Raw genomic sequence first — 13,426 nt, forward strand, 5'->3', positions numbered from 1 at the left:
TGGCAATATTAATTCAATTTCCTTAGTTAATTTACACTATCAAAACAATAGTTATGTTATACACCAATCCAATCGAAAAAACCGTAACATTAACAGCAGAGCAAATAAAGGATTATAGAGAGAATGGGCTATTATTTATCCCAGAGCTTTTCTCTCAAAAAGAAGTTGAGGCAATGCACGTTGCTGTTGAAGATTTGATAGTAAAAGATACGCCAGGGCGGATATTAGAAAAAGACAACACAACAGTGCGTGCCCTTCATGGATGCCACCTCGATTCAGAGACTTTTAATGCCTTAACTCGTCACCCTAGTCTTTTAAAATCTGCTTGTGAAATTCTCAATAACAATGTATATGTTTACCAATTTAAAATCAACTTTAAAGCAGCTTTTGGCGGAGATTTATGGCCGTGGCATCAAGACTTTGTATTTTGGGATGAAGAAGATGGAATGCCATCTCCAAAAGCCTTGAATGTTGCAGTTTTCTTAGATGAATGTAATGAGTTTAATGGGCCTGTCTATTTCATTCCAGGTTCTCATAAAGAGAGCCTTTTCCACTTGGGACAAATAAAATCATCTGAAGTTAATGGTCAAGAAAAAGACTGGAAATCTAATGTAAGTGCGGCTCTCAAGTATTCCCTCGATAAAGAAACGATCGCCAAACTAGCTGATGAAAAAGGTATTGTTGCACCAAAAGGCCCTTCAGGCTCTGTCCTCTTCTTTCACTGTAATTTAGTCCACGGATCAGCACCTAATATTTCTCCCTACGATCGCAGGCTGTTGATTATTACTTATAACAGTATCAATAATATACCAACCTTCAAAGGGCAACCCAGACCAGAATTTTTAGTAAGCCGCGACCACACACCACTAAAGCTTCTATGCGACAAAGTTCTGATTTAACCTACAAGACGAGAGGCTAGAGGATGTTTTCAAAGTGTTACGATCCCCTCTAGCCCCCAAAGGGGGGAAACTACTCAAATATTTATGAAGGAGATTTTCTACGGTAGTGATTACTGATTATTCAACACTAAAAAGCATTAAAGTTAACTTAAAGATTGCAGCTTATTTATAAAATATGGCACCCCAAGTTATTCAAGCTAAACCCTCAAAAAATGCTTTCTCAGATTTTATTCAATTTTGGGAAGATGTAAAAGCGATCGCTGGCCCTTACTGGTATCCAACAAAGCCAGGAGAAAGAGCTTTTTCAGATGTTATTCGTGCCTGGGGAATGCTCATTCTCCTAATATTACTAATAATTGCCGTTGTAGGTGCAAATACTTTTAATAGTTTTGTTCACCGCTATTTAGTTGATGTTATTATTCAAGAAAAAGACTATTCTAAATTTATTGATATTCTCTTAATATATGGTGTTGGACTTGTATTGATAACGCTTTCAATAGGATTTTCTAAATTTATTAGAAACCAAATTGCTATTGATTGGTATCAATGGCTTAATAAGCATATTTTAAATAAATATTTGCACAATCGTGCTTATTACAAAATTAACTTTAAAGTCGATATTGATAATCCAGATCAACGTTTAGCTCAAGAAATTGAACCAATTACCAGTAGTGCCCTCAGTTTTTCAGCTATTTTTCTAGAAAAAATACTGGAAATGATGACTTTTATAATAATTGTCTGGACAATTTCTCAACAAATAGCTGTTGTTTTAATTATCTATACAGTTATAGGCAATTTAATTGCTGTTTACTTAAATCAAGAATTGATTAATATTAATCAAGCAGAAATCGAATCTAAAGCTAATTATAATTATTGTCTAACTCATGTGCGCAATCATGCTGAGTCGATAGCTTTTTTTCAAGGAGAAGAACAGGAACTGAATATAATTCAACGCCGATTTATTAATCTGATAAAAAATGCTAAACAAAAAATTAATTGGGAGAGAAATCAAGCAATTTTTAACAGAGGATACCGTGCTGGAATTGAATTTTTTACGCTTTTAGTACTCGCACCTTTATTTATTAGAGGTGATATGGATTTTGGAGAAATTGGACAAGCTACTACAGCTTGCTATATGTTTGCTAGTGCTGTGGAAGAATTAATCGCTGAATTTGGCGTTTCTGGGCGATTTTCTAGTTATGTTGAGCGTTTATCTGAGTTCTCAGATGCCTTAGAAGCAGTAACTAAAGAACCAGAGAATGTCAGTACTATTAAAACAATAGAAGAGAATCATTTCGCTTTTGAGCATGTCACCTTACAAACACCAAACTATGAGCAGGTAATCGTCGAAGACTTGTCATTAAACGTTCAGCCTGGAGAAGGTTTATTAATTGTAGGGCCGAGTGGTCGAGGAAAGAGTTCTCTGTTGAGAGCGATCGCAGGTTTATGGAACGCAGGAACTGGTCGTCTAGTGCGTCCTTCCCTAAAAGAAGTCTTATTCCTACCCCAGCGTCCTTATATCATTTTGGGAACTTTGCGCCAACAGTTACTCTATCCTAAAACTAATCGTCAAATGACCGACGCAGAACTCAAAGAAGTTTTGCAACAAGTAAACCTGCAAAACTTGTTAAGTCGAGTTGAAGGTTTTGATACTGAAGTTCCTTGGGAAAATATATTATCGCTGGGAGAGCAACAACGCCTTGCTTTCGCACGCCTGTTAGTGACTCATCCAAGGTTCACCATATTAGATGAAGCAACAAGTGCTTTGGATTTAAAAAATGAAGGAAGTTTATATCAACAATTACAAGCAACAAAAACAACGTTTATTAGCGTTGGGCATAGAGAAAGTCTATTTAATTATCATCATTGGGTTCTGGAACTTTCACAAGATTCCAGTTGGCAACTTTTGACGGTGCAAGATTATCAAAATCAAAAAACAATTATCCAGAACTCTACTGAAAATACTCGCATTACTATAGACAGTTTGCCTAACAATGAATCCCAAAATCAATCAGAAATATTGACTCAAAAAGCTAAAAGTATAGGACTTTCTCATAAAGAAATGACTGACTTAACCTTCTATTCCATTAAGACGATTAGAAGTAAGGCAAGTAAAGGTGAGTCTATCACTACTAGGGACGGCTTGACCTGCCACTATGACAAAGACTTAAAGGTGTGGAAATGGGTTGAAGGGGTGACAAAAAAGTTATAAAGCGGACTGGATAAGAGTCGAATGGCACGCTTGATAACGGCAAACCCATTATATATCAGGCTTTTAGGTGTGGGGTGTGGCTGAGTGGGTGTAGTGAGTCAGAAATTTATTTGTATCCCCACTCATATTTACTTTTCTTGATTTTTCCCGACACCCGACACCCTACCCCCAACACCCAGCCCAGAGAAAATCTTGTGGTTGGTATGAGGCGATCGCTCCTGACACTACTCACCCGATAAAAACGATCGAAAATTCGCTTAAGTTCGTGTTGTGGAATTTCAATACCTGTATCTTGAACTTTAATTACAGCATTAAGTAACCAAGCCTGAAAAAAACTGCGATTTAAGTAACGAGAAATCTAATAATTTAAGTCTGAAGGATTAATAAGATGATGAAAATTTAGCATCACTAAGGATAAAATTAGTGTCTGCTATCATTACAGGGCGAACGCATCTAAATATTAAAGATTTTTAATAGATATGGCATTTTATTTGGAACTTTCACACAAGCTATAGCCTACGTCAAAAGACAAGTTGTCAAACTTAACTTTTTTTAGGAGGGTATTCAATTTTCATCTGTTGATAGACAGGTCAGTTGCTTCTGTTTTTCTGTCAAGGGTAAGTGAACGATAAAGGAGCTACCTTTACCAACTTGGCTTTGCACCTGTATACTACCTCCATGAGCCTGAACAATTGCTTGCGCGATCGCTAATCCCAATCCAGATCCACCAGTACGACGTGAGCGATCGCTGTTCACTCGATAAAAACGGTCAAAAATCCACTTTTGCTCGTGCGATGCAATGCCAATACCTGTATCTTGAACTTCAATTACAGCATGACCGTTGGTGCGTTTGAGGATGACAGTTACATAACCGCCAGCAGGGGTGTATTGAATAGCATTGGCAATTAGATTAGAAAGTACACGTAACAGTTGGTCTTCATCTCCCATTACGTATAAAAGCTCTTGACATAACACCAAAGATGTTAGCTGCAAAGAAGCCGCAGCCGCTAACGCTGAAAATTCTTCCAAGAGGTCATTAATCAAAATATTCAAACAGCAATGTATTTGTTGTGTCGCCTGCGTTTGCTGTTCCAATCGAGACAGTAACAGCATATCCTGAACTAATTCAGCTAGTCGATAATTTTGACGTTGAATAGATGCCAAAATATCTCGCGCTTCCTCAGATAGATACTCCATATCAAATAAAGTTTCTACCGTTGCATTAATCGCTGCTAGAGGAGTACGCAACTCATGAGAGGCATCAGACGTAAACTGTTGCATTTGTTTATACGAAGAGTCAATTGGTCGCATTGCTAACCCTGCCAGCCACCAACTAGAACCACCAACTAACAATACCGTAATTGGCAATCCTAGCGCCAAAATTACTTTCAAAGCCGCGAGACGATTATCAAGGTCATTTAAACTGCGCCCTACCTGAATATAGCCCCAATATTGATTATCTTGAGTGTGCAGCAGTAAAGACTTTTGACTGTAACGATTACCTTGTAAGTCTTTGAGTGTTTGCCAAACTTGGGGAAGCACAGTCGGTGGCAATTCATCCGCTTGGAAACCTGCCACTGCAATTAACCGTCCTGAACCATCGACAAAACGGATGTAATATTGCTTATCTTTGTATACAGGACTAAAAATACCGTGTTCATCAGGGGTGGTTTTACCGTGGCGCAGAATTTTTTGGGTAGAACAACTGGACTGGGCTAAACAAATATTCGGTAAAACCTGCCGAAAAACTGGCTCTGTAATACCAGGTTGTTTCAAATTTGGTTCAATTACATCATGAAGTGTACCCGCTACCGATTCCAGTTCCCGGTTGATAGAAACCACATAAGCATCAATAATTACCTCATAAACCACGAAACCGCATAAGGACAGAATTAAAGCCATAACTACCGCATACCAGGTAGCCAATTGCCAGCGAGTCTTACGAAATAGTCGAATTTGCATTGCCAGGATTGAAACGATAGCCCATACTAGGGATTGTTTCGATTAGCCCATCACAACCATACTCCGATAATTTGCGTCGCAAAAGTCGGATTTGAGCTGCTACTACATTACTAACGCGTTCTGCACTAAAAGCATACAGATGATTCAAAATCTGGTCGCGAGTAATAACTGTATTAGGACGTTTCATCAAGTACTCTAATAATTGAAATTCCTTTTTTGTTAAATAAATTATCTTATTTTCCCCATTAGGATACTGACGAGAAACTGTACAATTACCGCAATCTAGGATAAGGCCACCAACGTGCAATTGTAAAGGCTGGAACTGGGGTGTAAGTGTTGCACCTCCAAAGGAAGCTCGCCTTTGCAAAGCCCGCAACCGTGCCAGTAGTTCTGCCATGCCAAACGGCTTAATCAGATAGTCATCAGCCCCTGCGTCTAGTCCAGCAACCTTATCTGCCATGCTATCTTTAGCGGTTAACATTAGCACTGGTAAAGCGTTGCCCCGATCCCTTAAACGCTTGCACAGTTCTAAACCTGACATTCCCGGCAGCAACCAATCAAAAATTGCCAGTGTATATTGAGTCCAATCATGTTCTAGATAAATCCAGGCTTCATTTCCATCCAAAACCCAGTCAACAATATATCTTTCTTTACTCAACTTTCGCTGAATCGATGCACCCAAATCTGGCTCATCTTCCACTAGCAAAACTTTCATAATCAAGAGATGTATCTTAGCAATTTGTTCATTAAATTACACGCAATTGAGCGACACCAATTGGTAACTCTACATTCATACCAGTGAGAATTGTAGATATCTTGTAGAACTTATCACCAGTGGTCATTGCTGTTTTTTTAACATTCTTCATTTCTACGATGATGATAGTTCCAGGAGCGACTGACTCAGCAAACTCTAGCGTACCTTTTTTGCCTTGAATAGAAACTTTTGCCGCAATTTCTTTACCATATTCCTCGGACACATCAATACTTTCTCTAAGAACAATGTTAGCTGGAGCTTCGATTATTAGCTGAGAAATAGCCTTGCTGTTTTGGGGAACTGCTATTTTTAAAGTATGTCTGAGAATTCTCCAGTGGCGAATACCTTGAGGAGATTCCCCTAAGCTAATAACGTGAGGAAAGTTACTAGATTGTGATGTAGAATTTGCATAAGTAGCTGGAACTAAAACTGCCATACTTAAGGCTAAAATCGTAGTGTGTATCAATTTCCTATTCATTACGCTCTGATGATTACCTCACTATATCCATTAATTATCAGAATCATCTTCGGGGAAAGATGTTACCTCTTAATAGCTTGACAAAGTGAGATGAAATTTGGGTGAAATTTTAGCTATTTCAAGGAATTTTTTAAAAATAAAAATAAATAAGGATCTTTGATGGAGCCGTAACGGTTTCGTAAACGTATACTTTTTTGTAGTCTGGTTATAGATTCAAAGCTCTCTCTAACTTCATTTTTAGAGTATAACGATATTGACAAACAGTTGAAGAAGCAAAATATTAGTATTTAAAGTTGTTGTCATTATGTTACAAGTTGACATAAATATAGTATTTTTTGTATTTGTAGAAAATTAGATATATTTATAAAAATTATTCATTCATGTTATGGGAAGTGGCAACAGATGAAGGAGAACTGCGATTGAGGTAGCGGAATATCCAATATTTAAAAACTGTATCCATGACTACTGGGACAGTATCAATAACTAAAGATTATTGCTACCACTTGCTGTTAATTATCGTTTAAAGGTAAAGCGACCGTTCACCTTTTCAGCATTGATATCAGACAGAATAGCAACTTTATACTCACCTGCTGCTTTTTCAGAAAGTACACAATGGTAATGTAAAAATTTTAAAAGGACTTGAATAGAGAAAATTAATTTTCTAAAACAGAATTAGTAACTTTTCCATCCTCCACAAAGGCTGGATTTTTCTGAGGCAATAAAAATTTGCCAAATTTAGAATATAAAGCTGGTAAAACTATCAAGGTTAAAGCTGTAGAAGTAAACAAACCACCCAAAACTACTATCGAAAGTGGTTGCAAAACTTCTTTACCTGGCCCTACTGCAATGACTAATGGTACTAATCCCAAAGCCGAAGTAAATGATGTCATCAAAATAGCATTGAGTCGCTCCATTGACCCGGCTAGAAGGATTTCCTTTAACAACATTCCGCTATCAAATTTAGTTATGTAATTGTCTACTAAAAGCAGTCCGTTGCGAGTAGCTACACCAAATAAAGTCACAAAACCTACTAAGGAAGCAACTGAGACAACGCCTCCTGTTAATGCTACAGCAATTACACCCCCGACTAAAGCGATGGGCAAGTTAATCATAATCATTGCTGTAGAAGCAATAGATTTGACAGAAAGATACATTAATACCGTAATTACTACGAAGGAAATGCCACTGAAAATCAAAATATTTTGTGAGGCTCTTTCTTCGGCTTCAAATTGACCCCCATATTGAATAAAGTAACCAGAGGGCAATTGCACTTGTGCCTTGACTTTGTTTTGAATTTCATTGACTAGCGATCGCAAATCTCTACCTTGAGCATTCGCAGATACTACAATTAGACGAGAGACATTTTCCCGGTTAATAGTATTAGGGCCAGTACCATAAGTCACTTTAGCCACCTTAGCTAAAGGAATTTTATTTGCCTCTGCATCTCCCCCAACAGAAGGGATATCAACTAATAAATTTTCAATTGTTTGTAAATTATTCCGGTATTGTGGTTGTAACCACACCACTAAATCAAAACTTTGTTGCTGCTCCAAAACTTGCGATACCACTTTGCCATTGAGCGCAGTTTCAATTATTTCAGATAGTTTCCCAACAGTTAAACCATAACGTGATGCAGCAACGCGGTCAAATTTTATTTGCATCTGTTCGATGGGAACTTGCGGTTCTAATTGTAAATCCACCAGTCCAGAAACAGATGACATTACACCTTCAACTTGTTTACCAATTCGGCGGAGTTCTTCTAAATCTGAGCCAAATATTTTCACAGCGATTTGACTTCTGACCCCGGATAATATTTCATCAATTCTGTGGGAAATAAATCCACCAATATTGGCAGCTGCACCCGGTACTTGATTAAATTCTTTTCGCAACCATTCTACTGTTTCTTGACGTTTCTCCATTGCTTGGTCGCTCAAGCCAATATCGACGTGAGCGAGATTTACGGGTGCTGCATCTGGGTCATTAGGGGCGCGTCCTGCCCGTAATTGCACATATTTTAATCTGGAATCATCTTTTAGTTTAGTCTCCAATACAAAGGCGGCACTGTTAGTAGCTTCTAAAGATGAGCCTGGATAAAGAGCTAAAGTATTGACCAAAGTTGTTTCTTGAAACTCTGGTAAAAAAGCCCGTCCTAAAGCTGGAAAAATCACTATTGCCGCTACCATTCCCGCCACAGCCACAGAGATAATCATCACGGGACTGTGGATAGCAAAATCTAAACAAGGATAATATAACCGCTTGAAAATTCGGGGTATTAATGGTTCTTTTAACGGCATTTTTTCCTGTGGAAGTAAAATCGCACACAATGCCGGACTTATCAGTAATGATTCTAAACTGGAAACCATGACCACTACTAGATAAGTTATGCCCATTGGGCCAAAAATTCGACCTTCTACACCTGCGAGGGCAAATACTGGAGAAAAAACAACAATCGTAATTAAAGTTGCCCCAATTAGAGATTCCTGGACTTCCTGTACTCCTGCAAAAACAATTTCTAATATTGGACGAGGTTTGGAAGAGGACTTATTTTGTCGCAATAGACGAACAATATTTTCCGCATAGACAATCGCATCATCAATCGCTGTCCCAATGGCTACGGCTAATCCTCCCAAAGTCATTGTATTTAGCCCTAAACCCAAAAAAGATAATACTTGCAATGAAAATATAAAAGTTAGGGCAAAATTCAACAGCACAACTCCCAGAGTCCGCCAATTCATCAAAAAAGGAATGAGGATAATTGCGGCAATAATACTACCTTCCATCAAGGCGGATCTGACATTTTCTACTGAAGCATCAATATAATCTGCTTGACGGAAGGTTTGTGTTACCTTTACTCCTTTCGGTAAACCTGCTTGCAACTCTGTCATTGCAGTTTCAATGGCATGGGTAACGGTAGGAGTATCAGCTAGGGGTTGTTTATTTACCATCACCACTACAGCATCTTTGCCATTTAAGCTACCATCGCCAATTTTAATCGCACCGCCAATTTGAATGTCGGCAACATCTCCCAACCGCACAGGCGTTCCTTGACGGGCAACAATTACAGATTGTTTTAAATCGTTCAGGGATTCAATTCGCCCTATTCCCCGAATCAAAGTTTGCTTATCAGGTGTGATTAAAAAGCCACCAGGAGCATTGACATTTGCTCCCTGTACTGCTTCAGATACTTGCTGTAAGGATACATTAAAAGCTCTGAGTTTGTTCGGATCTACTAATACTTGATACTGACGCACATCACCGCCATACACTAACACTTGACTAACGCCAGGGACTCCTAAAAGGCGGTTTGTCACTTGCCAATCAATGATGCGGCGTACTTCCATCAAATCGATTGTGGATTTGAGGTTTTGGTTTTCTCCCTCATTTTCTACTGTGAAAGCATATTTTAATACAGTGCCGATAGGCGAACTAATCGGAGCAAGTCTAGGTGTTTCAATTCCTTCGGGTAGCTTATTCGCTGCTTGTTGCAGTCGTTCTTGTATCAACTGGCGGGCTTGATAGATATCTGTTCCCCAGCCAAAAACGACTCTGACTACAGATAGTCCTGCTGAGGAGGAAGAACGAACTGAGTTAATCCCTGGTGTACCGTTGATTGAGCTTTCAATTGGTAATGTCACCAAAGATTCTATTTCTTCAGGAGCAAGTCCGGGAGCTTCTGTTTCAATTTCGATCTGGGGAGGTGCGAAGTTGGGAAAAACATCCAGCGGCATTTGCGGGATGGTATTAAATAATATGATTGCTGTGGAAATAAATGCTGCAATTACTACTAACCAGCGTCGAGCAATTACCCATTTAGCGACTGCACTAATCATTATTTATTAAATTGTTGATTGCTAATTTTTGGTTTTGTTTTCGTGAAATGTTAATGACTATCTGAACGATGTGATTTTTCATATTCTTCGGTAGAAATAGAGGCAGTTGGTTGTTTGTGGTTATCGATATAAACCTCGGTTTCATAATTAAAACCATCATTTACTGGTACTAGACCGGAACGGATACGACGGCTAGACCAGAAGCTACCCCCCATGAAAGCTACGATAGCAATGCCTAATCCTCCCCCTGCACCTAGCAACCATAAGGGTATTGGTAAAGTGTTAGGTTTAGCTTCGGTTTCTTCAGAGTGGGAATCACCTTCTTCGTGATTTTCTTCTTTACTACCACCCTTCAACGATTGTGCATAAAGTTGTGGCGCACGTTGAGTAACTACTGAATCTCCCTCAAATAAACCACTTTTAATCTCAATTAAATCTCCAGAGGTTTGTCCTAACCCAACTTCAACCGATTGGAAAGCATTACCGTTTCGCACATAAACCAATTTCTTATTATTTGCATCCACTACAGCAGAATTGGGAATTACCAAAGTAGCTGTAGATGTCTGGTCTGTTAAAACTTCAAGTTCGGCAAACATTCCGGGTTTGAGCTGTCCTCTGGCATTATTGATTTCGGTTTGTACTGGTACTACTCGTGTTTCTCCTGCCACTACTGAGCCAATTCGTGTAATTCTGCCTGTAAAGGTTTGATTAGGTACGCTAGCAACCTTCATCCTTAAGGGTTGACCTGTTCTTACCTTGCCTAAATCTTTTTCATAAATATTTGCTGTGGCAAACACCCGACTATCATCTACAATCGTCATTAACTTGCCACCTGCGTCCTCAAACGATTGGCCGATAGTAACTTCCCTGTCAACAATCTTGCCGGAAATCGGAGCTGTTACTGTAATTAGCCCTTTAGCATTAGCGCTGTTTCCTAGTTGTAGCAGCCGCGTTTCATAAATAGCACTGCTGCGACTAATATTTGACTTTGCTAGACTAACTGCTGCCTGAGCGCGCTTTAGCTGATTTTCAGACGCAATGACATCGCGGCGGCTGTTGGCTGTAGTTAGTTTAGCTTTAGCTTCTGCTAGCTGGGTTTGAGATTCTAGAGCGTTGCGACGTGCCAAAGCACCTTCAGTAGCTAACACTCGATCTTTCTCATACTTTTCTTGAGCAAATGCCACTTGGCTTTGGGCTTGGGCGATTTCAGCGTCGGCTATTTGTTGATAGCGATCGCGGTTTTGTTGTGCTAACCTCAAGTCAGCTTCAGCCTGCTGTAAATCAGCCTGTCCTTGTGCCAGTTTTTCCTGAGAGTTAACTCGCAGTTCCACTAAATCAGGACTAGTTAGAATGGCGACGGGTTGACCTTTCTTTACTAGTGCGCCTGGTTCTACCAACAGTTCAACTACTTTTACTCCTTGAATTGGGGTGGTGACTTCTACTTGCTGGCTAGGCAAAGTTTCAATCTGCCCAGTAGTTTTAATACCTACAGCTAATCGTTGGCGTTGCACTGGTTCTACCTTAACTCCTAGCAGTTTTGCGGTTTCTGCATCGACTTCCACAGAACCCGTCGATTCGCCTCCTGCCTGAAAGGAACTGCTGCCACTGTGGTCATGACCACCACCAGCTAAAACAGTAGTAGGAGTACTTAGTAGTAACATCAACATTGTCAATGAAACATAACGCAGTGGAGTAGAAGATTGAAACAAATTAGAGATTCCCATAGCTTGTTGTGTCCTAAGTTAGTGAGAAAGCAGAATCGCCTTTGGATGTTGGCATTTAATGTGCAAATTTGGACTACCGCTTTCTTTAGCTAGTTACATTGCTTTTGTGAGTAATTTAAGGAGTTTGAATAGTACTCCTTTTTTAGTGTTTCATATCGATATGAAATTTGGGTGAAATTTTTAATGGCGATCTCTATTAAAAAAAACTATAGCAATCCAAATTAAAACCTGAGAAAATACGTAAACATAAAATAAGTACCTGTAGGTATTCAAAGGTTTTTTCTGATCAATCAAATAAAATTACTATATGAGATTTAAACTATATTTATATTTTAAACATTACAGATTTTCAATAAGTATAAAGTACACAAAATATAGAGACTTTTGGATTTATGTAGATATATCAATCCTAAATCATTCATGAGAAAACACTATATTCATGCAGCTTAGTGAAGTCAAAAATTTGACAATTGATTGCTAACTCAAATAACTCCTTGACCACAGAGAAAGAATGACAAAAAAAGTAAAATTCTCTTTTTAGTCATTTAAACTACTTACTAGTTCTTCCGTATTTTCTCATGAATGATTCCAGATTGCTATAGCAACTTTGCAAATTACACCACATGAATTTCATGGCGAATGGAATTACACTATCTCATCAAACCTCAATATTCTCTAAGACTTGTAAAAGTTGTTTCTTGACAGGCTCTAAGGTTGCCATGTCTACTTTTTGCCATACCAACAAGCTATCGCTTGAGTCTATCATCTACAGCTTAAAATGTAAAAGTTGTTTCTTGACAAGCTCTAAGTGCTGAACTTTAGTATGAATTTAGATTCCAACCTTAGTTGGAGCTAACCTTACATTGATATATGGGCTGATTCATCAATCATTGTATTGTACAAAAGTTTCAACTTTAAGTGGACGACAAGTTAGAGTTAATTGCATATATTTAATTCAGGCAAATATTGAGAGCAATTTAGTTACAATATTTCAGTTTATTTGACATAAAGAGAGTAAGAAGAGGGTTGTATGCTCAACGCTGATACTGAACATATAGTATCAGTGAGCTTTGACCGTGACATGATATTTCCCAATTCCTGCCTGATATATCTAAAAAAGTGTACATTGCTCGCATCAATGTTCGCGTTTTGGTAACAGCACGATCAGCTTTACGTCATCGTCAGATCAATTGTGTTATTGATTCTTATTCATGGTCGAATGGCAACAGAATAATTTCTCAGTATTTCAAACAGCTTAGATCGTCTACTAATTGAGTCAGTAATCTCAATCAATATTTCGTTGAGGATAATTTTATGACACGTATACCATTACCAGTTGAAGATAATTTTGAGTATTCCAAAGTTCCAACTCAGAGTAACTTTTTTGGAAATTCTCCTATTAATCATGCACTCACTGCTGTAGCCCAAGAGGTTGCTAGATTGCTTCAACACGCAAATCCTGTTCAAGCTGATGGCAACAACCACGCTGAAACAATTGCAATTCGAGCCATAGAACCGGAATAAAGCCAAATCCTTACTATTGAAACGTTGACTGAGCGAGAGTTAG

At 38.6% G+C, this 13,426-nt stretch carries 8 protein-coding genes and 3 pseudogenes; 3 read left to right on the forward strand and 8 right to left on the reverse strand.

Annotation, left to right across the window (positions count from 1 at the left end; all coding sequences use genetic code 11):
* Positions 1–53 precede the first annotated feature (53 nt).
* Positions 54–899, forward strand: coding sequence for a phytanoyl-CoA dioxygenase family protein (locus RMX89_RS13250; protein WP_322689252.1), 846 nt, complete (start codon positions 54–56; stop codon positions 897–899).
* A gap of 175 nt (positions 900–1,074) precedes the next feature.
* Positions 1,075–3,111, forward strand: coding sequence for an ABC transporter ATP-binding protein/permease (locus RMX89_RS13255; RefSeq protein WP_322689253.1), 2,037 nt, complete (start codon positions 1,075–1,077; stop codon positions 3,109–3,111).
* 214 nt (positions 3,112–3,325) lie between these two features.
* On the opposite strand, the pseudogene RMX89_RS34500 reads toward RMX89_RS13255, so the two are convergent.
* The 8 genes and pseudogenes from RMX89_RS34500 to RMX89_RS13295 form a co-directional block, all read right to left on the reverse strand.
* Positions 3,326–3,421, reverse strand: a pseudogene (locus RMX89_RS34500) (ATP-binding protein); the annotation flags it as partial.
* A gap of 254 nt (positions 3,422–3,675) precedes the next feature.
* Positions 3,676–5,073, reverse strand: a complete 1,398-nt coding sequence (gene rppB / locus RMX89_RS13265) for a two-component system sensor histidine kinase RppB (protein ID WP_322689254.1) — start codon at positions 5,071–5,073, stop codon at positions 3,676–3,678.
* A complete protein-coding gene (rppA, locus tag RMX89_RS13270) occupies positions 5,051–5,788 on the reverse strand; it encodes a two-component system response regulator RppA (RefSeq protein WP_322689255.1) in 738 nt (245 codons plus the stop codon). The genes rppB and rppA overlap by 23 nt, the downstream gene beginning before the upstream one ends.
* A 31-nt stretch (positions 5,789–5,819) precedes the next feature.
* Positions 5,820–6,305 carry a hypothetical protein gene (locus RMX89_RS13275; RefSeq protein WP_322689256.1) on the reverse strand — a complete coding sequence of 162 codons (486 nt, stop codon included), beginning with the start codon at positions 6,303–6,305 and terminating at the stop codon, positions 5,820–5,822.
* A gap of 370 nt (positions 6,306–6,675) precedes the next feature.
* Positions 6,676–6,792, reverse strand: a pseudogene (locus RMX89_RS13280) (CemA family protein); the annotation flags it as partial.
* A 166-nt stretch (positions 6,793–6,958) separates the two neighbouring features.
* Positions 6,959–10,135 carry an efflux RND transporter permease subunit gene (locus RMX89_RS13285; protein ID WP_322689257.1) on the reverse strand — a complete coding sequence of 1,059 codons (3,177 nt, stop codon included), beginning with the start codon at positions 10,133–10,135 and terminating at the stop codon, positions 6,959–6,961.
* Positions 10,136–10,185: 50 nt separating this feature from the next.
* Positions 10,186–11,859 (reverse strand): efflux RND transporter periplasmic adaptor subunit, encoded by a 1,674-nt coding sequence (locus RMX89_RS13290; protein WP_322689258.1) that lies wholly within the window; start codon positions 11,857–11,859, stop codon positions 10,186–10,188.
* Positions 11,860–12,277: 418 nt separating this feature from the next.
* Positions 12,278–12,400 (reverse strand): annotated as a pseudogene (locus RMX89_RS13295) (IS630 family transposase); the annotation flags it as partial.
* A gap of 773 nt (positions 12,401–13,173) precedes the next feature.
* Between RMX89_RS13295 and RMX89_RS13300 the strand changes: the two are divergent.
* The gene (locus RMX89_RS13300) at positions 13,174–13,383 is read left to right on the forward strand and encodes a hypothetical protein (protein WP_322689259.1); all 210 of its coding nucleotides are present in this window, start codon (positions 13,174–13,176) and stop codon (positions 13,381–13,383) included.
* Positions 13,384–13,426 lie beyond the last annotated feature (43 nt).

Origin of the sequence: Nostoc sp. DedSLP04, assembly GCF_034530775.1 — a bacterium.
Taxonomy (GTDB): domain Bacteria; phylum Cyanobacteriota; class Cyanobacteriia; order Cyanobacteriales; family Nostocaceae; genus Nostoc.